The sequence below is a fragment of the Pseudomonas sp. P20 genome, from assembly GCF_016463925.1.
Taxonomy (GTDB): domain Bacteria; phylum Pseudomonadota; class Gammaproteobacteria; order Pseudomonadales; family Pseudomonadaceae; genus Pseudomonas; species Pseudomonas aeruginosa.
The window spans coordinates 1-26,860 of sequence record NZ_JAEMVM010000007.1 but is presented as its reverse complement, the minus strand read 5'-3'; the positions used below and the strand labels follow the sequence as shown (position 1 = coordinate 26,860).

24 protein-coding genes are annotated in these 26,860 nt (G+C 65.5%); 5 read left to right on the top strand and 19 right to left on the bottom strand.

Going from position 1 to position 26,860, the window contains the following annotated elements:
• Positions 1-32 precede the first annotated feature (32 nt).
• Both elbB and JHD77_RS07590 read left to right on the top strand, forming a co-directional pair.
• The gene (gene elbB / locus JHD77_RS07595) at positions 33-701 is read left to right on the top strand and encodes an isoprenoid biosynthesis glyoxalase ElbB (protein ID WP_003099212.1); all 669 of its coding nucleotides are present in this window, start codon (positions 33-35) and stop codon (positions 699-701) included.
• Positions 702-796: 95 nt separating this feature from the next.
• Entirely contained in the window at positions 797-1,270 is a 474-nt protein-coding gene (locus JHD77_RS07590) for a thioesterase family protein (protein WP_003118044.1), read from the top strand.
• Here the strand turns inward: JHD77_RS07590 and JHD77_RS07585 are convergent.
• The 6 genes from JHD77_RS07585 to JHD77_RS07560 form a co-directional block, all read right to left on the bottom strand.
• Positions 1,255-1,737: a YaiI/YqxD family protein gene (locus JHD77_RS07585; protein ID WP_031640893.1), complete on the bottom strand. Its 483-nt coding sequence runs from the start codon at positions 1,735-1,737 to the stop codon at positions 1,255-1,257. The genes JHD77_RS07590 and JHD77_RS07585 overlap by 16 nt on opposite strands.
• 66 nt (positions 1,738-1,803) lie before the next feature.
• Complete coding sequence (locus JHD77_RS07580) at positions 1,804-3,705, bottom strand: cytochrome c/FTR1 family iron permease (RefSeq protein WP_031640262.1); 1,902 nt, start codon at positions 3,703-3,705, stop codon at positions 1,804-1,806.
• A 104-nt stretch (positions 3,706-3,809) separates the two neighbouring features.
• Entirely contained in the window at positions 3,810-4,439 is a 630-nt protein-coding gene (locus JHD77_RS07575; protein WP_003096365.1) for a LysE family transporter, read from the bottom strand.
• Between the two features lie 229 nt (positions 4,440-4,668).
• Positions 4,669-5,427, bottom strand: coding sequence for a TerC family protein (locus JHD77_RS07570; RefSeq protein WP_003123699.1), 759 nt, complete (start codon positions 5,425-5,427; stop codon positions 4,669-4,671).
• Between the two features lie 6 nt (positions 5,428-5,433).
• Positions 5,434-6,012: a mechanosensitive ion channel family protein gene (locus tag JHD77_RS07565; RefSeq protein WP_003457815.1), complete on the bottom strand. Its 579-nt coding sequence runs from the start codon at positions 6,010-6,012 to the stop codon at positions 5,434-5,436.
• Complete coding sequence (locus tag JHD77_RS07560) at positions 6,012-7,928, bottom strand: ATP-binding cassette domain-containing protein (RefSeq protein ID WP_031640894.1); 1,917 nt, start codon at positions 7,926-7,928, stop codon at positions 6,012-6,014. The genes JHD77_RS07565 and JHD77_RS07560 overlap by 1 nt, the downstream gene beginning before the upstream one ends.
• A gap of 45 nt (positions 7,929-7,973) precedes the next feature.
• Here JHD77_RS07560 and JHD77_RS07555 point away from each other — a divergent pair, with 45 nt between their 5' ends.
• Positions 7,974-8,453, top strand: a complete 480-nt coding sequence (locus JHD77_RS07555; protein WP_003099227.1) for a TIGR02444 family protein — start codon at positions 7,974-7,976, stop codon at positions 8,451-8,453.
• Here the strand turns inward: JHD77_RS07555 and JHD77_RS07550 are convergent.
• Positions 8,450-9,523, bottom strand: coding sequence for an AlgP family protein (locus JHD77_RS07550; RefSeq protein ID WP_034022345.1), 1,074 nt, complete (start codon positions 9,521-9,523; stop codon positions 8,450-8,452). The two genes, JHD77_RS07555 and JHD77_RS07550, sit on opposite strands and share 4 nt — an antisense overlap.
• A 125-nt stretch (positions 9,524-9,648) precedes the next feature.
• Here JHD77_RS07550 and JHD77_RS07545 point away from each other — a divergent pair, with 125 nt between their 5' ends.
• Complete coding sequence (locus tag JHD77_RS07545) at positions 9,649-10,278, top strand: FKBP-type peptidyl-prolyl cis-trans isomerase (RefSeq protein WP_004347374.1); 630 nt, start codon at positions 9,649-9,651, stop codon at positions 10,276-10,278.
• A gap of 61 nt (positions 10,279-10,339) precedes the next feature.
• On the opposite strand, the gene rsd is transcribed toward JHD77_RS07545, so the two are convergent.
• The 8 genes from rsd to algZ all read right to left on the bottom strand — a co-directional run bounded on the left by rsd (position 10,340) and on the right by algZ (position 17,793).
• Positions 10,340-10,822, bottom strand: a complete 483-nt coding sequence (gene rsd / locus JHD77_RS07540) for a sigma D regulator (protein ID WP_003120370.1) — start codon at positions 10,820-10,822, stop codon at positions 10,340-10,342.
• 279 nt (positions 10,823-11,101) lie between these two features.
• Positions 11,102-11,593 carry a disulfide bond formation protein B gene (locus JHD77_RS07535; RefSeq protein WP_023122875.1) on the bottom strand — a complete coding sequence of 164 codons (492 nt, stop codon included), beginning with the start codon at positions 11,591-11,593 and terminating at the stop codon, positions 11,102-11,104.
• Positions 11,594-11,771: 178 nt separating this feature from the next.
• The gene (locus JHD77_RS07530) at positions 11,772-13,010 is read right to left on the bottom strand and encodes a heme biosynthesis protein HemY (protein WP_003096390.1); all 1,239 of its coding nucleotides are present in this window, start codon (positions 13,008-13,010) and stop codon (positions 11,772-11,774) included.
• Positions 13,007-14,137 (bottom strand): uroporphyrinogen-III C-methyltransferase, encoded by a 1,131-nt coding sequence (locus JHD77_RS07525; protein ID WP_003123705.1) that lies wholly within the window; start codon positions 14,135-14,137, stop codon positions 13,007-13,009. The genes JHD77_RS07530 and JHD77_RS07525 overlap by 4 nt, the downstream gene beginning before the upstream one ends.
• 26 nt (positions 14,138-14,163) lie before the next feature.
• Positions 14,164-14,919 (bottom strand): uroporphyrinogen-III synthase, encoded by a 756-nt coding sequence (locus tag JHD77_RS07520; RefSeq protein WP_031755295.1) that lies wholly within the window; start codon positions 14,917-14,919, stop codon positions 14,164-14,166.
• Complete coding sequence (hemC, locus tag JHD77_RS07515) at positions 14,916-15,857, bottom strand: hydroxymethylbilane synthase (RefSeq protein WP_003114031.1); 942 nt, start codon at positions 15,855-15,857, stop codon at positions 14,916-14,918. The genes JHD77_RS07520 and hemC overlap by 4 nt, the downstream gene beginning before the upstream one ends.
• Positions 15,858-15,965: 108 nt before the next feature.
• Positions 15,966-16,712 carry an alginate biosynthesis regulator AlgR gene (gene algR / locus JHD77_RS07510; protein WP_003096397.1) on the bottom strand — a complete coding sequence of 249 codons (747 nt, stop codon included), beginning with the start codon at positions 16,710-16,712 and terminating at the stop codon, positions 15,966-15,968.
• Between the two features lie 4 nt (positions 16,713-16,716).
• Positions 16,717-17,793: an alginate biosynthesis two-component system sensor histidine kinase AlgZ gene (gene algZ / locus JHD77_RS07505; RefSeq protein WP_003096404.1), complete on the bottom strand. Its 1,077-nt coding sequence runs from the start codon at positions 17,791-17,793 to the stop codon at positions 16,717-16,719.
• A gap of 224 nt (positions 17,794-18,017) precedes the next feature.
• Here algZ and argH point away from each other — a divergent pair, with 224 nt between their 5' ends.
• Positions 18,018-19,412, top strand: a complete 1,395-nt coding sequence (gene argH / locus JHD77_RS07500) for an argininosuccinate lyase (protein ID WP_003114030.1) — start codon at positions 18,018-18,020, stop codon at positions 19,410-19,412.
• 143 nt (positions 19,413-19,555) lie between these two features.
• On the opposite strand, the gene JHD77_RS07495 is transcribed toward argH, so the two are convergent.
• From JHD77_RS07495 to JHD77_RS07480, 4 genes are all read right to left on the bottom strand, one after another.
• On the bottom strand, positions 19,556-20,179 hold the full coding sequence (locus tag JHD77_RS07495) for a hypothetical protein (RefSeq protein ID WP_003099240.1): 624 nt from the start codon (positions 20,177-20,179) through the stop codon (positions 19,556-19,558).
• A gap of 578 nt (positions 20,180-20,757) precedes the next feature.
• On the bottom strand, positions 20,758-24,027 hold the full coding sequence (locus JHD77_RS07490; RefSeq protein WP_023115812.1) for a hypothetical protein: 3,270 nt from the start codon (positions 24,025-24,027) through the stop codon (positions 20,758-20,760).
• Positions 24,024-26,099: a type VI secretion system Vgr family protein gene (locus JHD77_RS07485; RefSeq protein WP_031755294.1), complete on the bottom strand. Its 2,076-nt coding sequence runs from the start codon at positions 26,097-26,099 to the stop codon at positions 24,024-24,026. The genes JHD77_RS07490 and JHD77_RS07485 overlap by 4 nt, the downstream gene beginning before the upstream one ends.
• A gap of 199 nt (positions 26,100-26,298) precedes the next feature.
• Complete coding sequence (locus JHD77_RS07480) at positions 26,299-26,817, bottom strand: Hcp family type VI secretion system effector (RefSeq protein ID WP_003083317.1); 519 nt, start codon at positions 26,815-26,817, stop codon at positions 26,299-26,301.
• Positions 26,818-26,860 lie beyond the last annotated feature (43 nt).

Below are 26,860 nucleotides of genomic sequence, written 5' to 3'. Positions count from 1 at the left end.
TCCGGATCCTGCGTTCCCAAGGAGTAAGCCTCATGCACAAGAAAGTTGCCGTCATCCTCTCCGGTTGTGGCGTCTACGATGGCGCGGAAATCCACGAAAGCGTGATCACCCTGCTCCGCCTCAGCCAGCGAGGCGCCGAGGCACAATGCTTCGCGCCGAACATCGCCCAGCACCATGTGGTCAACCACCTGACCGGCGAGGAAATGCCGGAAAGCCGCAATGTCCTGGTCGAGTCCGCGCGTATCGCCCGCGGCGAAGTCAAGGACCTGCGCGAAGCCCGCGCCGAGGACTACGACGCGCTGATCGTGCCCGGTGGCTTCGGCGCTGCGAAGAACCTCAGCGACTTTGCCATCAACGGCGCGCAATGCCAGGTGCAGCCGGACGTGCTGGCGCTGGCCAAGGCTTTCGCCGAAGCCGGCAAGCCAGTCGGGCTGATCTGCATCGCTCCGGCGATGGCGGCGAAGATCTACGGCGCCGGCGTCCAATGCACCATCGGCAACGACGCCGACACCGCCGACGCGCTGAAGCAGATGGGTGCCGAGCACATCGACGCGCCGGTGGACGAGATCGTCGAAGACAGCGCGCGCAAGCTGGTGACCACCCCGGCCTACATGCTCGCCCAGTCGATAGCCGAAGCCGCTTCCGGGATCAACAAGCTGGTCGACCGGGTGCTCGAACTGGTGGACCAGGACAAGGCCTGATCGGCCAAGCACGAGGGCGGTCGCGCCGCCGCCCTTTTCAAATCCGTGCCGCTACGCCAGCGTGCGTCTCGAAACCATCGAATCGAGACGCCGCGATGAGCGAAACGCCCTCCTCCGCCCTGCCTGACGACGTCCACCAACTGGTGGCGGATTTCTTCCAGCGCATCCCCTTCAACCGCATGCTCGGCATCCGCGTGGTGAGCCTCGGCCGCGAGCGGGTAGTCCTCGACCTGCCGATGAAGGACGAACTGATCGGCAACTTCGTTCAGGGCATTCTCCACGGCGGGGTGATCTCCAGCCTGCTCGACGTCACCGGCGGAGCGATGGCCCTGATCGGCGCCCTCGAACGGCATCGCGAACTGCCAGGCCACGAGCGCATGGCGCGGCTGTCGAAGCTCGGCACCATCGACTTGCGCGTCGACTACCTGCGCCCGGGACGCGGCCGGACGTTCACCGCCCATGCGGTGCCGCTTCGCTCGGGCAACAAGGTCGCAGTGGTGCGCTCGGAACTGCATAGCGACGACGGCACGCTGGTCGCCGTCGGTACCGGTACCTATCTGTGCGGCTGACTCGCGCGTAGATCGGCTACCCGCTGCAGGCGGGTAAGCAAGCGGTCCAGGGCGTTGGCGAACGCCTGGCGGTCACGATCACCGTAGGGCGCCTGGCCGCCGCCCATCTGCCCCTGGTCACGCAGGTCGGCCATCAGGTTGCGCATGGCCAGCTTATCGCCCATGTTCCGCGCGTCGAACTCGCGGCCGCGAGGATCGAGGGCGGCAACCTGTTTCTTGATCAGCCGATCGGCCAGCGGTACGTCGCTGCAGATCGCCAGGTCGCCCGGCTCGGCCTGCTCCACCAGGTAATCGTCAGCCGCATCCATCCCGCTTTCCACCACCACCAGACGCACGCAGGCGAACGGCGGCTTGACCTGCGGCTGGCCGGCGACCATCCAGACTTCCAGCTTGCGCTTGAGAGCGAACTTGCAGACCAGTTCCTTGGCCGCCTTGGGGCAGGCGTCGGCATCGATCCAGATACGCATGAACGGACTTCCGTAGAAATGACGACGGCCAGTATCGCACTGGCCGTCGTGGTTGCGCGAACCCGCTCAGTCGGCGGCGTTGGCCGCCGCACGCCGGCGCTCGACGATCCGGCTACGTCCGTAGAGCAGCGCGATGGCCACCATTGCCATGGCCTGGGCCGACAGCGAATAGGCGTCAGCCTTGATCCCCAGCCAGTCGAAGTCGAAGAACGGCACCGGACGGGTGCCGATCACCCCGGCTTCCTGCAAGGCGATGACGCCATGTCCGGCGAACACCACCGAGAGCGCACAGAGCAACGCCGCGTTGATGCTGAAGAACAACCCCAGCGGCAGTTTCGCCGAACCACGCAGGATCACCCAGGCCAGGCCGATCAGCAGGACCACGGCGGTCGCCGCGCCGCCGATCACGGCATTGTGCCCGGCCGGTCCGGCCTGCAACCAGAGGGTTTCGTAGAACAGGATGACCTCGAACAACTCGCGGTAGACCGAGAAGAACGCCAGCACTGCGAAGCCGAAGCGTCCGCCACCGCCCACCAGGCTGCTGCGGATGTAGTCCTGCCAGGCTGCCGCGTGGCGGCGGTCGTGCATCCAGACGCCGAGCCAGAGCACCATCACGCAGGCGAACAGAGAGGTGAAGCCCTCCATCAGCTCGCGCTGGGCACCGCCGATATCGATCACATAGGCGGCCAACGCCCAGGTGGCGAAGCCGGCGACGAAGGCCAGCCCCCAGCCGACGTGCACGCCACGCACGGCACTTTCCTGCCCGGTATTGCGCAGGAAGGCGAGGATGGCGGCAAGCACCAGGATTGCCTCTACCCCTTCGCGCAACAGGATCAACAAGGCGGAAACGAAACTGATGGAGAAACTCAGCGAGTCGCCGCCAAGCTGCTTGGCGGCCTCTGCCAGCTTGCCCTTGGCCAGCTCCAGCTGTTGCGCCACCTGGGTTTCCGGGAGGCCATCGCGCAACGCCTGGCGGTAGGCCATCAGCTGCTTCTCGGTGGAGCGGCGCAAATCGGCGTCGACGTTGTCCAGCGAGCTTTCCACCAGCTCGAAGCCCTCCAGGTAGGCCGCCACCGACAGGTCGTAGGCCTGGTCGCGGTCGCCTTCGCGATAGACCGCGAAGCTCTTGTCCAGGGTGGCGGCGGTATAGTCGATCAACTGCCCAGGACCGCGCTGCTCCAGCGGCGGATGCGCACGCAGGGCGCGGAAGCTCTCCGCAGCGGCCTCGCCGTCGTGCTCGGCGACTTCGGCCGGAGTCTGCGTGGCCAGGGTCGCCAGCGGGTAGGCATGGGCCTTGTCCGGCTGCGCACTGCCGGCGCTCAGGCCGGCCACATAGCTGGCCAGGTCCCAGCGCTGGCGTTCGTCGAGCTGGTCGGCGAACGCCGGCATGTCGGTGCCGGCCACGCCCAGGCCGATGACGTTACGCAGGTCGTAGAGGCTCAGGTGGTCGAGGCGCTGGCGATCGGTGAGGTTCGCCGGCGGCGGTTCCAGGCCGATGCCGGCGGGGCCGTCGCCCTTGCCCGCATCGCCATGGCAGATCGCGCACTGCTGGGCATAGATCGGCGCCGCGCGGCTCGGGTCGGGGGTGATCGCGGGGGTCTGCACCACCTGGTAGATATCCGCCACCCGTGCCTCGAGGTTGCGCGCCTGGAGGGCCACGTCCCTTCCCGGCAAGCGCTGCTCGATGGCCTGGCGCAGGCTGGCGACGCCCCTCTCCAGCTCGGCGCGCTCGGGGCGCATCGGCAGGGTCAGGACCAATGCCTGCAGGTTGCCGACGAACTCCACCTGTTCCTGGTATTCGCTGGGGTCGACGATCTTGCCGTCAGCCACGGTCGGCGGATAGTCGGCCGCCAGGTAACTCAACAGATGCAAGGCTTGGGAGGGGTCGACGGCCGTGTCGGCTAGAGCTCCAAGGCTGAACGCGCAGACCAGCGGCAGCAGCCACAGCAGGATTTTCGGAGGGTGCATGGCGAAGACGAAGTGAGAATGGAAGAGATTAAATTGTCCCTTCGCCTTCCCGCCCATGCAAGAAATACTCTGTAACAATCACGCCCATCAGCGTGTCGGGCGGCTCAGAGCGGCGCTCGGCGTACCGTCGCCAGCAGCCCCGCGGCACCGACGAACAGGCTGGCGAAGGTACGGTTCACCAGCTTCTGCTGGCGCGGCGAACGCAGTACGCGTAGCACGCGCGCAGCCAGCCCGGTGTAGCCGGCCATGACGATCAGGTCGACGACGATCATGGTGCCGCCCATGATCAGGTATTGCGCCAGCAGCGGCTGGTGCGGGTCGATGAACTGCGGCAGCACCGCGAGCATGAAGATCACCGCCTTGGGATTGCTGGCGTTGACCAGGAAACCACGCAGCACCAGGGTCAACGGTCGCCCCAGAGGCCGTTCGCCATCGGTGCTCAAGGCCTGTGGCGGCGCCTGCCACTGGCGCACCGCCAGGTACACCAGGTAGGCCACGCCGAACCACTTGATCAGGCTGAAAGCCAGTGCCGAGGTCGCCAGCAACGCACCGACGCCGGCGGCGACAATGGCGATCTGCAGGGCCAGGCCGATCTGCAGGCCCAGCGCGTTCCAGTAGCCTCGCGCAAAGCCGTACTGCAACCCGCAGGACATCGAGGCGATGGCTCCGGCGCCCGGCGACAGGCTGATGGCCCAGCAGGCGAGGAAGAAGGCGAACCAGGTACTGACGAGCATTGCACACCTCGGAAAGCGAACACGGCTGGCGGCGGGAACGAAAAAGCCAGTGTGCACCAAGGCGGAGCAGCCGCACAGGTTTTCCGACCACGCGCCTCTCCCAACCTTTGCGGGCGCAACCTGGCGGACAGAAAAAACCCGGCAGATGCCGGGCTTTCCCGAGGATACGCGCTCAGCCATGTTGGGCGGACCACCGCGATGCGGCTATTCGCCCTGGCTCCGAACGCTCTCAGTCCGGCGAACCCTTGCGCAGCTTCACCGGCTCCTCGCCGCGCTTGCGCGCCAGGGCCCCGCGCAAGCGGATGTTCAGCGCCTCCACCGCCAGGGAGAAGGCCATGGCGAAGTAGACGTAGCCTTTCGGCACGTGCACTTCGAAGGACTCGGCCACCAGCACAGTGCCGACCACGATGAGGAACGACAGGGCGAGCATTTTCAGCGAGGGGTGTTTCTCGATGAAGTCGCTGATGGTGCCTGCCGCCAGCATCATCACGCCGACCGAGATGACGATCGCCGCGACCATCACCGGCACGTTCTGCACCAGACCGACGGCGGTGATCACCGAGTCCAGGGAGAAGATGATGTCGATGATCGCGATCTGGACGATGATGCCCATGAAGCCGTGGGCCTTGCCGCCGCTCTTCTGCTCTTCTTCCGCGCCTTCCAGGCTGTGGTAGATCTCCATGGTGCTCTTGAACAGCAGGAACAGGCCGCCGAAGAAGAGGATCAGGTCACGCCCGGAGATGCCCTGGCCGAACAGGTGGAACAGGTCGGTGGTCAGGCGCATGACCCAGGTGATCGAGAGCAACAGCAGGATCCGCGTGCCCATGGCCAGGGCCAGGCCGAAGAAGCGCGCCTTCGGTTGCTGGGCCGGCGGCAGGCGCCCGACCAGGATCGAGATGAAGATGATGTTGTCGATGCCGAGGACGATTTCCAGGGCGGTCAGGGTCAGGAACGCGACCCAGATTTCAGGACTGGCGAGCCATTCCATAGATGGTTATGTCCCGTTTTTTGTTGGAGTTGAAAAACCTGGCCCACGCCAGCGACGCACGGCTTTCTGGAAGAACAGGCTGTTGGGAACCTGCAGCAGCGGGCCCGGCGAGCCATCCTCGAGGGTTTCTTCCAGTGTCGTATACAAGAGATTGATGGCAACCACGCGTCCGGTGACGCCCGGTTTGTCGGCGCTATCGATCAGCTCCACGCGGTCGCCGATGCGGAACGGCCCGACGGTGAAGATCAGCAACGCACAGAACAGGTTGGAGAGCACGCTCCAGATGGCGAAGAAGGCTACCGCCGCCACCGCGGCGAAACCGGTCAGCGCGGTCCACAGCACTTCGGCGGACACGCCCAGGCGCTCCAGCACCATGATCAGTGCGCTGACCATGATCAGCCAGCGCAGGCCCCCACGCAGCGGCAGGAGCAGCTCCGGCGGCACCGGATAACGCTCGCCGATACGGGTCACCGTGCGTCGGACCAGGCGCTGTAGCAGCCAGGCGACCAGCAGGATGAGCAGGATCTGCAGCGCCACCACCAGCGGCCCGCTCCAGGTCTGCGTCAACACCTGCAAGTCTTCCATCACTCACTGGCCTCCAGTTCTTTCTGCAGGGCTTCGAGGGTTTCCAGGGCCTCCAGCCAACGTTCCTCCAGCTCGCCTTCGCGAACCTTCAGGCTCGATTGTTCGGACAGCAACTCGCGCAATTCGTCCTTTCGCGATACGTCGTACAGGGCGCTGTCGCCCAGCCGCGCCTCGATAGCGGCTAGCTTTTCGTGCAGGCCGCCGAGTTCGCGCTCCAGCTTGTCGGCCTCGCGCTTGTGCGGCGCCAGCTGCTGGCGCAGCGCGGCCGCTGCCTGGCGCTGGGCGCGCTTGTCGGTGCGTTCGGTCGGCGCACCCGGCGCGGTCTCGGCCTGCGGCGCCTTGCGCGCGCGATAGTCGACCAGCCAACGGGCGTAATCGTCGAGATCGCCATCGAACGGCACCACGCGCCCATCGGCGACCAGGAGGAATTCATCGGTGGTGCTTTTGAGCAGGTGCCGGTCGTGGGAAACCACCAGGACCGCCCCGGAAAACTCCTGTAGAGCCATGGTCAAGGCCAGGCGCATTTCCAGGTCGAGGTGGTTGGTCGGCTCGTCGAGCAGCAGCAGGTTGGGCTTCTGCCAGGCGATCAGCGCCAGGGCCAGGCGCGCTTTCTCGCCACCGGAGAAGTTCAATACCGGCTCGTCCACCCGAACGCCGCGGAAGTCGAAGCCGCCGAGGAAGTCCTTGAGGGTCTGTTCGCGCTCGCCGGGGGCGATACGCTGCAGATGTAGCAACGGGCTGGCCTGTGGATCCAGCGAATCGAGCTGGTGCTGGGCGAAGTACCCGATGGCCAGGTTCTCGCCGCGCAGCAGGCGGCCGCCCAGCTCGGGCAGGTCCCCGGCCAGGGTCTTGATCAGCGTCGACTTGCCGGCGCCGTTGGGACCGAGCAGGCCGATCCGCGCACCGGGCACCAGTTGCAGCTTGACCTTCTCCAGCACCGCCTTGTCGCCATAGCCGAGACGGCCTTCGCCGAGATCCAGCAACGGCCGGGAGATCTTGTCCGACTCGCGGAAACTGAAATTGAACGGCGAATCGACATGTGCCGGCGCCAGTTCCTCTAGACGCTCCAGCGCCTTGATCCGGCTCTGCGCCTGGCGCGCCTTGGTGGCCTTGGCCTTGAAGCGGGCGATGAAGCTTTCCATGTGCGCACGCTGCGCCTGCTGTTTCTCGTAGGCCTGCTGTTGCTGAGCCAGCCGCTCGGCGCGGGTCCGCTCGAAAGCGGAATAGCCGCCGCGGTAGAGGATCAGCTTGCGGTTTTCCAGATGCACCACGTGGTCCACCACCGCATCGAGGAAGTCGCGGTCGTGGGAGATCAGCACCAGAGTGCCGGGATAACCCTTGAGCCACTCTTCCAGCCAGAGGATGGCGTCCAGGTCGAGGTGGTTGGTCGGTTCGTCGAGCAACAGCAGGTCGGACGGGCACATCAGCGCCTGCGCCAGGTTCAGGCGCATCCTCCAACCACCGGAGAAATCACCGACCCGGCGCTCCATCTGCTCGCTGCTGAAGCCGAGTCCGGCCAGCAGCTTGCGCGCCCGTGCATCGGCGGTGTAACCGTCGGCGTTGTCCAGTTCGGTATGCAGGCGCGCCAGGGCAGAACCGTCGTGCGCCGCTTCGGCGGCGGCCAGTGCCGCCTGGATCTCGCGCAGGCGACTGTCGCCGTCGAGCACGTAATCCACCGCCAGGCGATCCAGGGTATCGACCTCCTGGCGCATGTGCGCGATGCGCCAGTCGGCGGGCAACAGGCAGTCGCCGGCATCCTGGCCGAGCTGGCCGCGCAACAGCGCGAACAAGCTGGACTTGCCAGCGCCATTGGCCCCGATGAGACCGGCTTTCTGGCCGGCGTGCAGGGTCAGTTCAGCAGCTTCCAGGAGGCGCTGCGGCCCGCGCTGTAGCGTAAGATTGAGGAGTCGGATCATGGCGGCGGAGTTTATCAGTTTCGCCCTTGCGGAGCGTGAGGCTGTATGACTGGAAATGTCTGGAAATTCGCGGTGGACGTCTATGCCCGGCCGGGCGTGGAAACGGCTTGCCTCGCGCTTCAGGAGCAAGGTGCGGACGTCTGCCTGTTGCTGGTCGCCGCCTGGCTTGGCAGGCGCGGTGTGAGCTGCTCGAAAGAACGCGCCCAGATCCTGGAGAACGCCGCGCGTCCCTGGCGCGAAACGGTCATCGAACCCCTGCGCAGATTGCGTTGCGCCTGGCGCGAAGCGGCAACCCACGACGCCTGCCTGGCCGAACTCCGCGAGGAAATGAAGGCCCAGGAACTACGAGCGGAACGGGAACACCTGCAACGCCTGGCCGACCTGGCCACAGCCTGGCTGGAGGGCCAGGAAGCGAATCGCAGTGCGGATGCCTGGCTGCAAGCCTGCAGCCGGGACATCTGCACGGAAGCAGAGCGCCGGGCTTTGCTGGTGCTTGGCTCGGCGGCTTTGCAGACAGCGCCTTAGGAGGCGCTGGTCGGGGCGGCGCCGTTGCTGCCCGCGGCAGGCGTTGCCGAAGCAGCGCTGGAGGCGGCTGCCGGGGCGCTGGGAGTCGCCGCAGGCTTCGCAGCAGGAGCGGTGGCGGGCTTGGCTGCGGCAGGTTTCGCGGCTACGGGTTTCGCCGCAGGCTTGGCCGCCGGTTTCGCCGCAGGCTTCGCAGCCGGCTTGGCTGCAGGCTTCGCGGCCGCGGGTTTCGCCACAGGCTTGGCCGCCGGTTTCGCGACAGGCTTCGCCGCCGGCTTGGCGGCGGGCTTCGCGGCTGCGGTTTTCGCCGCGGGCTTGGCCGTCGGTTTCGCGACAGGCTTCGCCGCCGGCTTGGCGGCGGGCTTCGCGGCTGCGGTTTTCGCCGCAGGCTTGGCTGCGGGCTTCGCGGCTGCGGTTTTCGCCGCGGGCTTGGCCGCCGGTTTCGCAGCAGGCTTCGCCACCGGCTTGGCTGCGGGCTTCGCGGCTGCGGTTTTCGCCGCAGGCTTGGCCGCCGGTTTCGCAGCCGGCTTGGCTGCGGGCTTCGCTGCCGCGGTTTTCGCCGCAGGCTTGGCCGCCGGTTTCGCAGCCGGCTTGGCCGCAGGCTTCGCCGCTACGGTTTTCACCGCAGGCTTGGCTGCCGCCTTCGCAGCAGGTTTGGTCGCGGGTTTCGCCTTGCGGCTCTCCAAAGCCTTGCCAGCAGCTTCCTTCACCTTGCCGACACCCTGCGCCAGCTTGAGGCTTTCCTGTACGTCACGCTTGAGGCCGACGATGTAGGTACGGGTGTCCGCCTGCCGGGCCTTCAGGGTATCCAACGCTTCTTCCAGGTCGCTGATGGTCTCGCGCGCCTTGGCCTGTGCCTTGGTCTTGCCGGCCTTGGCAGCATCCTGCAGCTTGGTGCGAGCCTTGTGCAGTTTTTCCTGGGCTTTGCCACGTTGCTTTTCAAGTTTGGCCAGGAGCTTTTCCGAATCGACCAGCGCTTGTTTGCACGCACCTTCCAGGTGCTCGACAAGGCTGTGGGAAAGTTGCTGCAACAGGTGCAAGGGGGTGGTGACGGGCTTCTTGTTGGCCGACATGACGTGCCTCCAGGCGGACGTGGTTGCGCCCATACTAGACCCGCAAACCCCCTCTCGCCAACGGGTTCGATGTGCTACAAGCGACGTGCGCCAGGATTGCCCGCCGATTCGTCTGGAGAAACCGCATGCCGCGCCGCCTTTTCATCGGTCTTTTTCTACTGCCGCTGCCGCTTTTCGCCGCGCCCCCCAAGGACGAACTGGCCTATGCCGTAGGCGCCCGCCTGGGCACGCGCCTACAGCAGGAAATGCCCGACCTAGAGCTATCCGAACTACTTCTCGGACTGCGCCAGGCCTATCGCGGCGAGGCACTTGAAATCCCCCCCGAACGCATCGAAAAACTTCTGCTGCAACACGAGAACGCCACGACGGAAACACCGCGGACCACACCCGCCGAGGCCCGCTTCCTGGCCAACGAAAAAGCCCGCTTCGGCGTCCGCGAATTGACCGGCGGCGTCCTCGTCAGCGAATTACGTCGTGGCCAAGGTAACGGCATCGGCGCGGCAACCCAGGTACACGTCCGTTACCGCGGCCTGCTTGCCGACGGTCAAGTGTTCGACCAGAGCGAAAGCGCCGAGTGGTTCGCCCTGGACAGTGTGATAGAGGGATGGCGCACAGCGTTGCGAGCGATGCCTGTCGGCGCGCGCTGGCGAGTGGTGATTCCTTCGGCGCAAGCCTATGGCCACGAAGGCGCTGGCGACCTGATCCCGCCCGACGCTCCGCTGGTCTTCGAGATCGACCTGCTGGGCTTCCGCTGAAATGCAAAAACGGCGCTCTCCCGCATGGAGACGCGCCGTTTCGTAACGACTCGCCGGTGAATCAGACCGGTACTGCCGAACCCTCTGCGCCGCTCTGGCTGTGGGCGTTGTGCAGGACTTCGATGAGGCAGTCCTCCAGCTCGAAGCGTTCGTGCAATTGTTGCCGCAGGACCTTCAGCTCCGCGATGAGGCAGGCTCCTTCACGGCAATCGCCGTTGTCGCAGCGGTCGTTGAAGTTCAGCGCGGATTCGGTGATGGCTTCCAGCCGGGGGAAGATCTGCTTGGCCAGCTCCAGGCCGCGCTGATCGCCGAAGGCCTTGCCTTCCGCCGTCAGTTGCTCGTAGACCTCGAAGTGTCCGGCAGATACGTAGTCCAGCAGCAATTGGCAGAAATGCTGGAGTTCTTCGGCGTTGGGCGCCGGTGCCTGAATACCGCTCAGGGCATCGAAGGCCTGCACCAGTTGCTGGCGCTCATGCAGCCAGCGATCGATCAGTTGGTGCACACCCCCCCACCGCTCTTGGGCATTACGGCAGCTTTCGAGCATGTTGTCCTCGCTTCCCTCTTCGGACGTCCCGGAGAATCATCGTCCGCTCCGAGACGCATTGCTGACGCACTCTCTGCGCTCTGTGGGAGAACGCCTGTGCAAGGGGCGGACTCCGGCGCTATGGAAAGCCAGATTATGCCCCCGGGATGACCCCATCAAGACGCCCGTACAGAAAAATTCATACGGATGTTTGATCGGTATCCCGCATCCGCTCTGGTTTTCGCCAAATCGATACGGCCGACACTCGAGAGCTGACGAAAGACCACGCGACAGCCCGCATCAGGTACGTCGGAGGAACTGCACGATGGAGAAGCCGAGATAGGCAACGAACGCCAGCAGGCTCCATTCCGGAATGCTCAGGGTGAATAGCGTCCAGCTCACCTGGGCACAATCCGCGGTGCCATGCAGGACCAGGCGGATCACTTCCTGGAAGGGAAGCGCCTGCATCATGTAGTCGAGGCTGGGCAGGCAGGCCGGCAGTTGGTCCAGCGGAACGGTCTGCAACCATACCTGGCGGGCGGCCGTGGCCCCGCCGCCGAGAGCGAGCAGGAACACCAGCACGGAGTAGATACGCCGCCCACGCAGGCCGGGCCCCTGGATCGCGCCAGCAAGGCAGGTCAGGCCGATCAGGATGAAGAAGATCCGCTGCACGACGCACAGCGGGCAGGCCTCCAGGCCAACCACATGTTCCAGGTACAGCGCCCCGCCCATGATGGCGACGCAGGCCAGGAACGCGAGAAGGAAAAGCTGACGGGGGCTGGCCAGGGGCATGGCGGATCCACAGGTACACAGGGGAAAGGCCGCCTACGGTAGTGGAAAGCCTCCGGCCGTTTCAAGCCGCAAGTCCGCTCTGCGGCAAGACATCCCGAATCATGCCGGGCGCCCGCGACAAGCCGCCACAGTCCTGCCGATGGAGCCGAACGGGGAACGCCGGGGGCGTTCCCCATGCTCAAATGCCCGCCACCACCACGGGCAGCCCCGGAGTACGCCGATCGAGCAGGACCAGGCCCTCCTGGAACAACTGGTTGCTGCGCTCGACCTCGCCGAGCTGCGCCAGCAGGCGGCCCAGCTCGGCGCAGGTCTCGGCACTGCGCTGGAAGCTCAGGCTGGCCTCCAGGTATTCCCGGGCCTTGCCCCAGAGCTTGTTGATCAGGCACAGGCGCCCCAGGGTCAGCAGCAGGCCGGGATCGTTCGGATGTTCCTTGAGCCAACCTTCCGCGGCCTGCAATTGCTTGCCCGGATCGCGCCCGCGCACCTGCCCGTAGAGTTGCACCAGGGTCGCGTCGAAGCCTTGCTTGAGCGCATGGCGGAGGACTTCTTCGGCCTCTTCCTCGGCGCCCAGGCGAAGCAGTTGGGCGGCATAGCCCGCGACGATCGCCGGGTCTGCACGCAGCGCCGAAGGCACGTTCTGCCAGCGCTGGGTCAGCGGCTGCAACGCCGTCTCGCCCTCGTTCAGTCCACGCTCGCCGGCTTCCTGCAAGGAAGCCACCCAGGCACGGCGTTCGAGGTCGCGCAGTTCGGAATCCTTCAGCACACGCTCCTTGCGCAGCTCCGGCAGCAGGACGCAAAGGGCCTGCCAGTCGTGCTGGGTGACGTACAGCTGCTGCATCAGCCGCAATACCGTGCGGTGCTGCGGCTGGAGCCCGTGCAGCTCTTCGAGGGTATTGCGTGCCTGCGGGTAGTCGCCGCGATTGATCAGCAGTTGCGCACGGGTCAGGCCGACCAGCAATTGGGCATCCGGCTCGCGCTCGCGAGCCCGGTTCAGCAGGTCGTCGGCCTCGTCGTAGCGCTCGAGTTCGTTGGCGGCCCGCGCCGCGCCGAGGTAATGCATCAGCGGCCGCTCGCCCATCTCCGCAGCCCGCCGCAAATGACGCAGCGCCTGCGGCCAGTTGCCTTCGCCGAGATCGCGCAGGCCGCTGTGCTCGGCCATCTGCACGCGACGCCGGCGGTTGTAGCGCGACCAGGGGTTGACCACCCGCCCCGAGCTGCCGAGCAGGCGCAGGACCAGGCGCACCAGCACCACCAGCAGCCAGACCACCGCCAGCAGGGCGAGGAACGACCACAGGCTGGATTCGTAACGGAAGCTCTTGTAGGCGATCAGCACATAGCCGGCCTGCTCGGAGATCGCCAGCCCAACCAGCGTGGCGACCAGCACCACCGCCAGGACCAGGAGGTAGATGCGTCTCATGGACGGCCCTCCGTGGCCGGAGCCGCCTGCGCCTCGGGCACCAGGTTGCCGGCGGCCTCGCGGCGCGACACGTAGGACTGCAGGGCGCTCAGGGCCGGTGCGAGGTCAGGGACCTGCACGGTGACCGGCTGCTTCGCCAACTCATCGATACGCAACTTCAACGCGCGGCTGTCGGCCAGCTCTACGTTGAAATAGCCGTCCAGCACGTCCTGGGCCTGCTTCAGCGCCTGCTCGTAGACTTCCTGCTTGCCATTCAGCGCCGCCCACTGGGCTTGCTCCAGGGCCAGGCCGATGGTCAGGCGCACCTGCGCCAATTGCTCGCCGGCCAGCAGCGGACGAATGTCCTGGCCGGCATTGAAGTCGATGCGGATGTAGCGCGAGATCTTCTCCCACCACAGCTCCCAGGTGCTGTTGCCGTCGCCCCAGGCGACATTGCTGGCACCGCTTTCGCCTTCCTTGAAGGTCGGCGTGAGCGGTTGCAACTGGTTGACCTGCTCGCGCAACGCCGCCAGTTGCACGAACAGCCCGGTACGGTCCGGCTCCGGCAACGCACGCAGGGCCTCGAGGCTGGCCGCCAGCTTGGCGCGGGCGGCATAGGCGCCGGGATCGTTCTGCGCGCGCAGGATGTCATCGGCGCCCTGCACCAGCTCGGTGGCGCTGCCCACGTCCTGCAAGGCGGACAGGCGCAGGCTGGCCAGGCGCAGCAGGTGTTCGGCCTCGGCCAGTCGCCATTGCTGGCGGCTCTGGCCGAGGACCTTCTTCAGTTGCTCGCTGAGATGCTGCTGGTCGCCCTGCAGCTCCACCACAAGGCGTCGCCGGGCCTCCAGTTCGTCCGCGGTAGGCAAAGCGTCCAGGCGGGCAGCCAGTTGCTGGTTGCGCTGGGCCAGGGATTCGGTCTTGCCACGGGCATCTTCCAGCTGCGCCAGCTGGTCGCGCTCGGTGCCCTGCAACTGCTGGACCTGCCAGAAGCTCCAGCCACCCGCGCCGAGTCCCGCCACGCCAACCAGCAGGGCGAGCAACGCCAGGCCGGTGGCGGTACCGGAACGCCTGGATGCATCGGGTGCAACGGGAGAAGGGGTGGAAGTGGAAGTTCTTGCGTCGTCTTGGGGAGTGACTGCTTCGCTCACAGGTCCATCCTTTGGTCAAGAAAGTTCTAGGCGGCGCTCGTCAGGGCCGCCAGCAAGGCCGGCGCGCTCGCGCCCCGGCAATCAATCACCCGTTGCGCACCCAGTTCGCGCGCCATCTCGGCGACCCGCGGGCTGGGTACGAACAGCGGCAACCGGCCTATCTCGGGCCAATCGGCTGCCGCCAACTGATACAGATTTTGCAAACCCTGTCCACTGCTGACCACCAGGCCGTTCAGGCGTTCCGCCCGCACCCTTGCCAGCAGCTCTCCGGCCGGATAGTCCGGAGCCCGGCGCCGGTAGAGTGGCAGGTAGTCCACCTGCACGCCTTGGCCGCGCAGGCGCTCGGCGAGGAATTCTCGGCCACCTTCGCCGCGCATGATCAGCACTTTCGGATCGTGCACGCGCAGGGAATCCTGGAACGCCGGCAGCGCCAGCAACGCTTCGCTGTCGTCGCCCTGTTCAGGGTAGGTTACGTCGAGGCCGTAGGCCTCGAGGATCGCCGCGGTCGCCGCGCCGACGCTGCACCAGGTCTGCTGCGGCGGCTGCGGCCAGTAGCGGTCGAGCCGCTCCAGCCCCAGGCGCGCCGCCGGCTTGCTGACCACCACCACCGCGCAGTAGCGGTCCAGGTCGAGCATCAGCGTACGCTGCTCCGGGGTTTCTTCCAGCGGATCGATCGCCAACAGCGGCAGGCTGCTGCTATGGACGCCCGCCTCGCCGAGGCGGGCGGCCAGGGCCGCGCACTCCTCGTCGGGGCGCGTCAGCAGGAGCCGCCAGCCGCTCACGGATGTCCGGCCTCGCCGTAGACGGCTTCGAGAATCGCTTCGGCGCCCTGCTCCAGCAGGTCCTCGGCCACCCGCACGCCCAGCGCCTCGGCTTCCGCCAGTGGCGCCCGCCCCTCGGCGCGCAGCAACTGGGTGCCATCAGGCTGGCCGACCAGGCCGCGCAGCCACAGCTGGTCGCCCTCGCGGATGGCGTAGCAGGCGATCGGCACCTGGCAACCGCCGTTGAGCCGCTTGTTCAGCGCGCGCTCGGCAGTGACCCGCAGAGCCGTGTCGGTATGGTGCAAGGGTTCCAGCAAGGCATGCAGGTCGCTGTCGGCCGTACGGCATTCGATGCCGACGGCGCCTTGTCCGCCGGCGGGCAGGCTGTCGTCGACACTGATCGAGGAGCGGATGCGCGACTCGAAGCCGAGGCGGATCAGGCCGGCGGCGGCGAGGATGATCGCGTCGTATTCGCCGGCATCCAGCTTGGCCAGGCGGGTATTGACGTTGCCTCGCAGGAAACGGATCTGCAGGTCCGGCCGGCGCGCCAGCAGCTGCGCCTGGCGGCGCAGGCTGGAGGTGCCGACCACGCTGCCGGCGGGCAGTTGCTCGAGGCTGGCGTAGGTGTTCGAGACGAAAGCGTCACGCGGGTCTTCGCGCTCGCAGATGGTGTAGAGGCCGAGCCCCTCGGGAAAGTCCATCGGCACGTCCTTCATCGAATGCACCGCGATGTCGGCGGCGCCTTCGAGCAGGGCGGTTTCCAGTTCCTTGACGAACAGGCCCTTGCCGCCGATCTTCGCCAGCGGTGCGTCGAGCAGCTTGTCGCCGCGACTGGTCATCGGCAGCAGGGTGACGGTCAAGCCGGGATGCGCCTGCTCCAGGCGCGCCTTGACGTATTCGGCCTGCCACAAGGCGAGGGCGCTCTGGCGAGTGGCGATGCGGATTTCGCGGGACGACATGGGATATTCCGTGCACAGGGATGCGCCCATGATAACAGTTCGAACCCGAGTGCGCGGACGCTGGGCCCGATAGCCGCACCCGGGTCGCTGGCGAACCGCCGACCGCCGTCAGAGCTGATGCATCAGACGCCTGACCCCGGCCACGTGCCGCCGGCTGACGGTCAGCGCATCGCCGTCGAGGCCTTTCAGGTAGAGCTGGAAATGCCCCAGCGGCGTACGCTGCAGGCGTTCGATCCGTTCGCGGGCGACCAGCGCGTTGCGGTGGATGCGCACGAAGCGCTCGCCGAACTCGTCTTCCAGCGCCTTCAACGGCTCGTCCAGCAGCACCTCGCCCTGCGCATGGCGCAAGGTCACGTACTTGTGGTCGGCAATGAAGAAGATCACCTCTTCCAGCGGGATCAGCTCGATCCCCTTGCGGGTCCGTGCACTGATGTGGCTGCGCGGACCGCTGCCGCCGGAGGCCGGGGGCTTGGTCAGCGCGGCCAGTTGCACGCGGTTCGGTCGCGAGGCTTTCTTCAACGCCTCGGCCAGGTCTTCGCTGCGCACCGGCTTGACCAGGTAGCCCACGGCGCTGACCTGGAAGGCTTCCAGGGCGAATTCGTCATGGGCCGTGCAGAAGATCACAGCCGGCGGCGCTTCCCGCTCGCAGAGTCTGGCCGCGACCTGGAGGCCGTCCAGACCGGGCATGCGGATATCCAGCAGGACGATATCGGGCTTGAGGCTGTCGATCAGCGTCAGCGCTTCTTCGCCATTGCTGGCCGAGGGCTCGAGGACGCGATAGCCGTCCAGTTGCCCTACCAATCGGGCCAGGCGCTCTCGCGCCAGAGGTTCGTCATCGACAATCAGGACATTCATAAGCTCAGGCTTCCTGCATGAGTCGCGCACATGGATAGCGTAGACAGGTGTAGTGCCGTCCGTCACGGCGCTCGACGCTGAGACTCGCTTTAGGCCCGAAAAGTGCCCCAAGTCGTGCATCGATATTGTGTAACGCCTGTCGCGTGCCTTTCGACGGGGGCGACTCGAGCGCCTCGTCGTAGGGGTTGCTCACACATAGCTGGAACACTCCTTCACGATAAACCGCCTCGACCTGCACCAAGCCACCTTCGACCCGCGGCTGGATGCCATAGATAAGCGCATTTTCCAGCAGCGGCTGCAAGGTCAGTTGGGGGATCGGCAGGTTGGCCGGCACCCCGTGCACCTGCCAGTCCAGTTGCAGGCGATCGCCAAGACGATACTGCTCAATGGAAAGATAGCGCCTTGCCAGCGCCAGTTCCTCCTCCCAGGAAACTAAAGTGCCGGGCTTCGCCAGGCTGGCCCGGAACAGGTCGGACAGGTCCAGCACCGCATGCTCGGCCTTCAGCGGGTCCAGCTCGATCAGGCTGGCGATGCTGTTCAGGCTGTTGAACAGGAAGTGCGGGCGAATCCGCGCCTGCAGCGATTCCAGGCGCGCCTGCAACTCGGCCTGCTGCTGCCGGCGCCACTGGCTCTGCAGGTAAAAGTAGCGCAGCACCAGGGCGGACATGATCAGCGCGATCAGCGCGTGCCGCAGATACAGATTGACCTCGCCGGCACGCGTCAGTTCTCCGCCCAGCTGATAGTGCTCGGCGACCGCCGTGCAGCCCAGGGTGAGGGCCACCACCAACAGGCAGCAGGCACTCCCCGCCAGCGCCACCGGCAGGCGCGCGAGCAATGGCCGCAGGCGGCAGAACAGCGCCGCCGAGAGCAGTACGATCCACTGCACGAACAGCGACGCCAGGGCCAGGCGCACCCAGTTGAAGCTCGGCGTCATCGGTTCCGCCAGCACCAGCACCAGCACCAGCAGCTCCGCCAGCAGCACCAGGGTGAACAGGGCTTCGGCTTCGCAGAGCTCGGGAATGAAGAAGTCGTCTTGGACGGCCGGCCGGGTCGAGCGGCCGGGCTTGAATCGGATAGGCATCGACAGAGTTTCCGCAAGGCCCGGGGCGCCCGCAAGACAGCCGCGGGCGTACGGGCGAAATAAAGCACCGAAATGCCATCTGCCGCAAAAAACCGCGAAACAGCGCTCGTTCCGGCTTCGTCGACGAGCCGCCGGTTTTTTCTCCCGGCCTGCTATCATCGTCGCACTTTGCCCGTCACGCAGGCCGCGCGGCCTGTCCGTTTCTTGTTGCAGCGAGAGATACCATGAGCGTAGAGAAGACCAACCAGTCCTGGGGCGGCCGCTTCAGCGAGCCCGTCGACGCCTTCGTCGCCCGTTTCACCGCCTCCGTCGACTTCGACAAGCGTCTCTACCGCCACGACATCATGGGTTCCATCGCCCACGCCACGATGCTGGCCAAGGTCGGCGTGCTGAGCGACGCCGAGCGCGATGCGATCGTCGACGGCCTGCAACAGATCCAGGCGGAAATCGAAGCCGGCAGCTTCGACTGGCGCGTCGACCTGGAAGACGTACACATGAACATCGAGGCGCGCCTGACCGACCGCATCGGCGTCACCGGCAAGAAGCTCCACACCGGCCGCTCGCGCAACGACCAGGTGGCCACCGACATCCGCCTCTGGCTACGCGACGAGATCGACACCATCCTCGCCGAGATCACCCGCCTGCAGGAGGGCCTGCTGGGCCTGGCCGAAGCGGAAGCCGACACCATCATGCCCGGTTTCACCCACCTGCAGACCGCCCAGCCGGTGACCTTCGGCCACCACCTGCTGGCCTGGTTCGAGATGCTCGGCCGCGACTACGAGCGCCTGGTCGACTGCCGCAAGCGGGTCAACCGCATGCCGCTCGGCTCGGCGGCCCTGGCCGGCACCACCTACCCGATCCAGCGCGAGATCACCTGCCAGTTGCTGGGCTTCGACGCGGTTGGCGGCAACTCCCTGGACGGCGTCTCCGACCGCGACTTCGCCATCGAATTCTGCGCCGCCGCCAGCCTGGCGATGATGCACCTGTCGCGCTTCTCGGAAGAGCTGGTGCTGTGGACCAGCGCGCAGTTCCAGTTCATCGACCTGCCCGACCGCTTCTGCACCGGCTCCTCGATCATGCCGCAGAAGAAGAACCCCGACGTGCCGGAGCTGGTACGCGGCAAGTCCGGCCGGGTGTTCGGCGCCCTCACCGGCTTGCTGACCCTGATGAAGGGCCAGCCGCTGGCCTACAACAAGGACAACCAGGAAGACAAGGAACCGCTGTTCGACGCCGCCGACACCCTGCGCGATAGCCTGCGCGCCTTCGCCGACATGGTCCCGGCGATCCGGCCCCGGCGCGAGATCATGCGCGAGGCGGCACGCCGCGGTTTCTCCACCGCCACCGACCTGGCGGACTACCTGGTGCGCAAGGGCCTGCCGTTCCGCGACTGCCACGAGATCGTCGGCCACGCAGTGAAGTACGGCGTAGACAGCGGCAAGGACCTCGCCGAGATGAGCCTCGACGAACTGCGCCGCTTCAGCGAGCAGATCGACGCCGACGTCTTCGACGTGCTGACCCTGGAAGGCTCGGTCAACGCCCGCGACCATATCGGCGGCACCGCGCCGAACCAGGTCCGTGCCGCCGTCGCCCGCGGCAGAAAACTGCTGGCACAGCGCTGAAGTCGCGCCCAGTGCCCGGCAGATCTCCCTGTCCTACCCGAGACTTGATCGCACGGCGGGACAGGAACGCCCTTGTAGATCGACAGCCACTCTAGTGAAAGTCCTTCTTCGCTAACCGGTCGCAATGGCGGAATAACTCAGCATCAGTGCTCATCATTGAAATCATCGGCCCTGGGCGTGGCAAAAATGCCCTTGGCTTCCTGGCGCCGGTAATAGGCTTCGATGCTTAGCCCGGGATCGATGCGCGCCCTGACGATGCAGGGCTGCTGTTGCCAGGGATACTCATGCAGGCGTCGGTCCAGCTCCTTGCGCTCCTTGGCTGGCCAGCCCTGGTAGGTGCGCTGGCGCCAGTAATGGGGATCGCGTCCGGTATGCCGATCATGCTCGGCGGTGACCGGATCTAAGGGGCGGCTCGGCTCCAGGACCGGCAGGTCGGGCAACGGCTGGGTCACGTCCATGTAGCGTTGCAGGCAGTCCCAGAAGGCCAGGGCATTGACCTTGTCGAGACCGAGGGAGTGGACGCGGGTGGCCAGACAGACCTTGTTGTCGGTATAGCGGTGATGCAACCAGAGCGCATAGTCGTGGCTGCCGTAGCCACTGGGCAGCAATTGCAGCACCGGATCGAACTCGTCGAAGGGAGCGACGAACAGGCGGCGGAAGCGACGCTTGAAGCGGAGCATGCCGTCCAGGCGATTGAATTCACTGCCATCTTGCTTGAAGACTTTGCTGTAGAGCCAAAGGATGGCGCTGAAGCCGACTGCACCCATAAAATAAGTAGCTACGCCTATCCAAATTGCTATTTGCAAACCATTGGTTCCAAATATTGTTCCATACTGGTACAAAGCCAATGGGATTGAAAATAAAAAACCCGACATCTGAATAACGTGAAGATATTTTTTATTCGAAAGAAAGGCCACCATGGATATTACTGAAACAGCCACCACAAAGAATGAGCAAACCAAGGTGTAGAGTTGCTGTATGTCCCTCCTCCACTCTCCGGTGGCTTCTCCCATTATGCCAATTCCCAAAGCAATCCATACAAAAAAATAGCACAGCATCCTAAGCGTGAATATTATATAAGGAATTCTGCTAGAGTTCTGGAACTGCCAACGCATAGAGTTGCAATATGCCTCAGCACCTCCAACCTCTGACTTATCCTCAGTCCCGATCGAAAGCTGCCCTACAATCTCCATTTCCGGATCTAGATTGGCATAGTTCCCAAAGGCAAGATGGGTGTCAAAAATACCATTACGGTTAGACTCCTCCTTCCACCTTGGCGGCGGTAAAGAGTCGTTGACTTCACTGCGATAAGCACTGGCTGAGTACGTGGCATCCATGTGTACAGTCATACGTTGAACTCACTGTTCTCTATCAACCAATAAGGTGGCGCAGCATGGGGGCCCAAGTCGTCCGGGGGAAGGTACCGATTGGCGGATGTGAATGCACTCCAACTCTTCGGGCTGGGTTGAGGCAGGACAAGCCGCTGCTCAGGCTGGTCGGCATTGAGTTCGAACTGTGCGCTGATCTTCAAACCCTGGGTCATGCGCATGCTATAGCGGGCCCGAGGAGACAACTGCGGAATCGGCAGGCTGGCCGGCAGCACATAGAGCACGCTGGCAGCATCCAACGGCAAGGCTTCGAGCTTGGCGGGGCCCGCGGGGACCCGATGGTAGCGCTTGACGCCGAACAGGGTGCCCGGATCGATCGGCAAGCTGCTGAGAAACTCCTGGGCCACCAGGCGGAACGCCTTCTGGCCATTCTCGAACATGGCCAGGAGCGGGGAACTCAGCACCACGGCCCAATCGTTTGCCTCCAGCGCCTGCAACTTGGGGTCGATGCAGGATAGCGCAGTGCGGCTGACCGCTTGGCGACCCCGTTCCGCTTCCTGCAAGACAGATCGATGCGCCGCCGGCGCCAATTTGCGCCAGTCTTCCAGGCGATGGACAAAGACCCGCGGATGGCCGAGGACTCCCAGCAATTGGCGATAGGCCGTTTGCGGGTCTTTCAGATGGGCGAAGCGCTGGTCCTGGCCCATCAGCGAATCGAGCAGGCCAGCCTCGGCGAATTGCCGGCCGAAGGGGCCTTTCTTGACGATGGTTTCCGCATCGCTGTCAGTCAGTAGATTAGCGACCACAGTGCCTCCGATCGCCAAAACCGCACCAGCCAGCAAAGCATAAGGGTTTACTATCCATCCTAGGACGTAGGCACCCCAAAGGCCCCCACCCACTGCGGCCACACCGTAGGCCGCAGCCGCATCGCTATCTCCCTGCCTCAAAGCTCGGTAGCCATCCCATACACTGATGCCTGCACCGAATAGTGTGGCTGCGCCACCAAGCCCACGTAGCAACCCTAACTTAGGGCTGCCTGTTTGAACTTCTAGATTCCTGGCCCATCGAGGGGATATTTGGGCTACCGATATACGTGGGGTTTCTAGATACTTTGCAGTAGATGGTCCGAAAAGCAGCTTTGCATGGCTTCCTCCAGCGGCTGTTAAATCGATTACTGCACCGATAGCCCCGATCGTCCCTCTGTGCTTTTCTCCACTGTCTACAAAGCCACTGTATGCCTGCACCTGCACATTCAAGTTATAAATCGCAAACCCCAGCATCATCGTCGGCACGATGCGAGTGTTCTCCATCACCTGGGTCAACGTGCCTAACTGCGTACGGAATTTCGTGTAGGCAAGCAGGTCCGGGTGATCCTTGGGTACCGCCACCACCATGACGTTGCGCAGGTTGGCGCGACTCATGCCGGTGTCGCGGGGACTGGTGCCGGCCAGGGGATTGCCGGCACCGTCCTGAACGATGGCGCGCCGATAGCTCTTGCGCCTCAGCTCCTGGCGCTCGACCTCGGTCAGACCGTTGCGCAGGCCGGCTCCGCGCACGCCGACGACAACCATGTCGAGCGGCACCTGACTGTCGGGCAGCAGGCGGATACCTTTCATCTTCACCGAGAGGGCGCTCAGAGTATTGAAGGTCGGTGCGAACAAGCGGTCGAGCTGGATCTGGGTGGCACCCTGGGACAGCCGGCCGAGTTGCTCGACTACGCTGGCGCCGAACACGTCCAGCAGGTCGCCGAGGAAGTAGGCGAGGCTCTTGCCGGCGCTGGGCTGGTCGACCTCGCCCAGCAGACTGGCTCCCAGCATCAGCGTGCTGAGGCCCATTGCGTCGGGGTCCGGCGTCCCCGGGCTATCGCGCAGCGCCTGCAGGCGCCGAACCGGCTCGGGAAGTTGTCCTTCGTCCTTGGCCAGGAGCATGGCGCCAAGCGGGTGGCTTGCCTGCAGAACCGTGCTGACCACCCGCTCGACATGTGCCGCCAGCGCCCGGTAGGCGGTACCGCTGTACAGTGCGTCGCAGCGGTCGGGAAGCTGGTTCAGCGCAGCCAGTGCCTCGCTCATCAGGCTGTAGGGCTCCAGCAGGGCTTCGTCGCACTGGTAGGTCCAGTCCTGCAACACCGGGTGCAAGGGGCCTTCCAGCAGGGCAACCAGATGCTCGACCTGCTGCGTCAGGTGGATTCGGCAAGACTGTCGCTCCTCGGCGAAGATCGCCTCGTCCAGTTCGGCCTGATCGACCTCGCCCCTGAGCTTGGCGAGCGGGCCGTCGAGCATGTTGCTCAGCACCTGTGCATAGCGTCCGTTGGGACGGTGCGGCAGCAGTGCATTGAGGCTGCGCAAGTAGGCGGCGCAGTGGCGCGCCTGCGCCGCAGCGTGGCGCAAGGCGAACAGCGAGTCGTCGAGCATCAGCCCGATGAGGTTGGGATGGCCACGCAGCTTGAGGGTTTCCAGTACGTCCTCTCCGGCTTCCAGAGTAGGTAGCGCAGAGGGCGGAGCCTGCTTCAGCAGGGGCGCCAATTCCTGCTGGCGTCGCTGCAACTGGCACACCAGCGACTCTTCGCGAAAGGCGGCGAACGCAGGTGTGAATTCCGCCGGGTCTTCCAGCGCGCTCTCGACGTTGAAGTCGCGAGGTCGCAAACCCTGGGCGTGATGATCAATGACCAGCGCGGGTTGATGGATGGAGGCTTTCCAGTGCTGGTTGGCCACCGAGGCGTTCCAAGCGGACGCCATCTGCTGGCAGCGCCGGTTGACCCGCTGCGGGTCCTCCTCCAGCCAGTCGATGTACGACCAAGGCCAGGGAGTTTCGCTATAGGCCATGGTGTAGCGTGGGATCACGAACTGCCCCTTGACCAGCACCGGCACCAGGATCAGCGCTTGTGTCTTGCCTACGGCCGGACGCTTGTCCGCACGCTGGCTGCGCCCCTGCAGGAGATCGACTTCGAACAGGTTGCCCTTGCCATCACATTCCAGTTCGCGCCACAACTTGCCGTCCTGGAACAGGTAGATCCGTCCCGCCCGCGGTAGCGCGCCGGCGGGCAGCTGGTCGCCATAACCGGCCTTGCCCAGCGTTGGCAGGCGGACCAGCGGCATCACAGCCAGGAAGGTGTTCTGCTGGATACGCTCGTGCTCCTCATGGCCGAGCATATCGCTGGCCACCGGAATCTGCAGGATACCGCCGTCCTGTCGCTCGACGTTCAATGCCAGTCGTGCACGCCGATCGTTCTGGTAGGCGGTGCGCTTGCGCACGCCTTCGTCGATACTCTGGTCCTGGAATCCGCTCATGCCTCGCTCTCCGGTGGCAACAGTACGACCTGGCTTCCTTGCGCCGGGTCTCCCCAGACATCGACGATCAATTGTTCCGGCCCCTTCCGCTCGGGACGGCTACGCGCCGGGTTGTCCAGTACCTGGCCCGCTGTCGCCGCATCCGCGTCGAGCGGCGGCCCCGGCAACAGCGGCGCCGCGCCGCTGCCGTTGCCCGGGCTGCCGCCGGAGTTGACCCGGACGTTGGCCCCGGAGAGGGTCACGCCGCTGGCGTCGAGCTTGAGGAAGCTGCCGCCGCCCTTGAGGGTCAGTTCGGCGCCGGCCTCCAGCACCACCTTCAGACCGCTGCTCAGGTGGATCTCCTGGCCGGCCTCGACGAACTGGCCGCTGGCGATCTTCAGGTGCTGGTCGTTGGCTACGGTGAGGTGGTCGCTGGCGCGGACCTCCACCTTGCGCTCGGCGTGGGTGGTGCGGTGTTCCTCGGCCTTGAACTCGCTGTAGCTATTCGCCTGCACGGTGTCGTGGCGTTGGTGACCGACGCGGATCTTCTGGTCGTGCTCGATGTTTTCGTCCCAGTCGCGCTGGGCATGGACGAAGATCTGCTCCTGGCCCTTGCGGTCCTCGATGCGCAGCTCGTTGTAGCCACCGCCGCCAGGACTGCTGAGGCTCTTGAAGACGCTGCGGGTCTTGTGCCCCGGCAGTTCGTAGGGCACCGGATGTTCCCTGTGGAACAGGCAGCCGGTGACCAGCGGCTGGTCGGGATCGCCTTCGAGGAAGGTCACCAGTACCTCCATGCCGACCCGCGGGATGGCGATGGCGCCGTAGTTCCTTCCCGCCCAGCCGGAGGCAACGCGTAACCAGCAACTGCTGCTGTCGTCGGCCTGGCCCTCGCGATCCCAGTGGAATTGCACCTTCAACCGACCGTAGCGGTCGCAGTGGATTTCCTCACCCTTCGGGCCGGTCACCACCGCGCTCTGCGTGCCGAGGATGCGCGGCTTCGGCGGCGTCGGTGGGGGACGGAAGAACGCCTCCCAGGGCGTGGCCTGGAAGCGGTTGCGGTAACCCTGCCGGAAGTCGTCCGGGCTCGCCGAGGCATCGGAGACGATGCTTTCCTCCAGCACCTGAGGCTGCCGCCCCTCGTGAATCACCTCGGTGAGCAGCCAGAGGTCGTTCCAGCCCGCCTGGGGATGGGCGGCCAGCGGCAGGAAGTGGCCGCTGAGCAGCAACGGTTGGTCGCTGCGGCCCTCGGCCAGGCGGTAGTCGCTGCGCTGCCGTTCGAGGGCGCGCCTGGCCAGGTGCTTGCCGCGCTCGCGGTCGACGAAGCGACCGGGATAGTCGTAGTCCTCGAGGTCCGGCCGGGCTTCGCCGCGGGCGGTGCTTTCCAGCGTCAGGCGCGGTTTCTCGAAGTCGTAGTCGCGGCGGGTGACGCGGCTGGTGCGGGTTTCCAGGCGTACGCCGAAGCGCTTGACCGCCGGCCGGTCGGCGACCAGGCCGGAGTCCTGCTGGTAGGCCACCGGCGCGAGCCGCGGGAACACCGTCTGGTCGTCGCCGAATACCAGCAGGTGCGCCGTGGCGCTGTGCTGGAAATGAAAATGGATGCCCTCCTCGCAGCACAGGCGCTGGACGAACTGCAGGTCGCTCTCGTCGTACTGCACGCAGTATTCGCGCTCGGGGTAGCGGGTGCCGAGCTGGAAGCGGTAGGCGTCGGCGAGGATGCCGTGTTCCTCCAGCACCCGACCGACGATCTGCGGCACCGTGAGGTGCTGGAAGATGCGCTGGTTGGTGCGCTGGGCGAGGTAGGCCAGTTGCGGGACGAGGGTGATGCGGTAGCGGGTCAGGCGCTTGCCCGAGTCGCCCTGTCCGGCGCTGCGCACCAGGCCGTGGATACCGTTGCCGGCGGGCCCGAGGGTAAGGAAGGCGGGTTTGTGCAGCAGGCTTTCGAGGTCCGGCACGGGGCGTTCGCCGACCAGCTCCAGGTCGAAGGCGAACGGCTGGCTGATGGCTTCGCGGCCGCTGAAGGAGAGCACCTGCAGGTCGAGGGCGAGGCCGTCGATGGCGAGGCTGAAATGGGTCTGGTTGGCTGCTGCGAACATCCGTTGTCCCTCACTGGCGCAGGCGACCGATTCGATTGTCCTGCCTGGCGCGGGCGAGACAAGGGCGCGCAGGCTCGATCGGAAGCTGCCTACAACAAACAAAGCGGCATCGACCCGGCGCGGGCTTTCCTGGCCACGGCGCTATGGGTCATCGAGGGCACGACGGCCAGCGAGGCTGGCCGCGTGCGGCGGTCGCGGCTCAGCCGGCGACCGGGGAGCGCCAGTCGTCGGAGCCGGAGGTGCCGGAGACTTCGTGGGTCCAGGTGATCTTGCGGTAGGTGAAGTGCACGTCTTCCAGGTGGGTGAAGTGGGCGTTGCCCGGGTCCTGGCAGTTGTGCATGTAGTCCTTGATGTCGACGATGATCGCGTCTTCCAGGACGGTGGTGTAGTAGTGCTCCTGGGTGCCGGCGGCGGAGGTGCGGTACCACTGGATCTCGACCTTGGTCAGGCGCTCGCCGGAGGTCAGGGCGGCCAGCAGCAGGGGCGAGGCCTTGTCGAAGACCTTGGTGATGACCACCGGCTTGTGCACGCGCTGGCCGGTCGGCTGGCCGGACTGCGGGTCGCGCGGGATGATCACTTCGTGGTTGAAGCCCTGGACCATCACCTGGTCCTCGTGGCCTTCCTGGTAGGTGTTGCCGACCGAATCCTCGGTGAAGGCGCCGGCGGTGATCAGGCCCTGCTTGGTGCCGGTGATGGACATGTAGGCGGGGGTTGCCATGGATACGTTCCTTGTCGTTGAAAGTGCCCAGGCGATATGCCGG

Excerpts from the sequence above, each read along its gene's own strand:
- elbB (WP_003099212.1), top strand. The coding sequence starts at position 33 with ATGCACAAGAAAGTTGCCGTCATCCTCTCCGGTTGTGGCGTCTACGAT.
- JHD77_RS07590 (WP_003118044.1), top strand. The coding sequence starts at position 797 with ATGAGCGAAACGCCCTCCTCCGCCCTGCCTGACGACGTCCACCAACTG.
- JHD77_RS07585 (WP_031640893.1), bottom strand. The coding sequence starts at position 1,737 with ATGCGTATCTGGATCGATGCCGACGCCTGCCCCAAGGCGGCCAAGGAA.
- JHD77_RS07580 (WP_031640262.1), bottom strand. The coding sequence starts at position 3,705 with ATGCACCCTCCGAAAATCCTGCTGTGGCTGCTGCCGCTGGTCTGCGCG.
- JHD77_RS07575 (WP_003096365.1), bottom strand. The coding sequence starts at position 4,439 with ATGCTCGTCAGTACCTGGTTCGCCTTCTTCCTCGCCTGCTGGGCCATC.
- JHD77_RS07570 (WP_003123699.1), bottom strand. The coding sequence starts at position 5,427 with ATGGAATGGCTCGCCAGTCCTGAAATCTGGGTCGCGTTCCTGACCCTG.
- JHD77_RS07565 (WP_003457815.1), bottom strand. The coding sequence starts at position 6,012 with ATGGAAGACTTGCAGGTGTTGACGCAGACCTGGAGCGGGCCGCTGGTG.
- JHD77_RS07560 (WP_031640894.1), bottom strand. The coding sequence starts at position 7,928 with ATGATCCGACTCCTCAATCTTACGCTACAGCGCGGGCCGCAGCGCCTC.
- JHD77_RS07555 (WP_003099227.1), top strand. The coding sequence starts at position 7,974 with ATGACTGGAAATGTCTGGAAATTCGCGGTGGACGTCTATGCCCGGCCG.
- JHD77_RS07550 (WP_034022345.1), bottom strand. The coding sequence starts at position 9,523 with ATGTCGGCCAACAAGAAGCCCGTCACCACCCCCTTGCACCTGTTGCAG.
- JHD77_RS07545 (WP_004347374.1), top strand. The coding sequence starts at position 9,649 with ATGCCGCGCCGCCTTTTCATCGGTCTTTTTCTACTGCCGCTGCCGCTT.
- rsd (WP_003120370.1), bottom strand. The coding sequence starts at position 10,822 with ATGCTCGAAAGCTGCCGTAATGCCCAAGAGCGGTGGGGGGGTGTGCAC.
- JHD77_RS07535 (WP_023122875.1), bottom strand. The coding sequence starts at position 11,593 with ATGCCCCTGGCCAGCCCCCGTCAGCTTTTCCTTCTCGCGTTCCTGGCC.
- JHD77_RS07530 (WP_003096390.1), bottom strand. The coding sequence starts at position 13,010 with ATGAGACGCATCTACCTCCTGGTCCTGGCGGTGGTGCTGGTCGCCACG.
- hemC (WP_003114031.1), bottom strand. The coding sequence starts at position 15,857 with ATGTCGTCCCGCGAAATCCGCATCGCCACTCGCCAGAGCGCCCTCGCC.
- algR (WP_003096397.1), bottom strand. The coding sequence starts at position 16,712 with ATGAATGTCCTGATTGTCGATGACGAACCTCTGGCGCGAGAGCGCCTG.
- algZ (WP_003096404.1), bottom strand. The coding sequence starts at position 17,793 with ATGCCTATCCGATTCAAGCCCGGCCGCTCGACCCGGCCGGCCGTCCAA.
- argH (WP_003114030.1), top strand. The coding sequence starts at position 18,018 with ATGAGCGTAGAGAAGACCAACCAGTCCTGGGGCGGCCGCTTCAGCGAG.
- JHD77_RS07495 (WP_003099240.1), bottom strand. The coding sequence starts at position 20,179 with ATGGGTGCAGTCGGCTTCAGCGCCATCCTTTGGCTCTACAGCAAAGTC.
- JHD77_RS07490 (WP_023115812.1), bottom strand. The coding sequence starts at position 24,027 with ATGAGCGGATTCCAGGACCAGAGTATCGACGAAGGCGTGCGCAAGCGC.
- JHD77_RS07485 (WP_031755294.1), bottom strand. The coding sequence starts at position 26,099 with ATGTTCGCAGCAGCCAACCAGACCCATTTCAGCCTCGCCATCGACGGC.
- JHD77_RS07480 (WP_003083317.1), bottom strand. The coding sequence starts at position 26,817 with ATGGCAACCCCCGCCTACATGTCCATCACCGGCACCAAGCAGGGCCTG.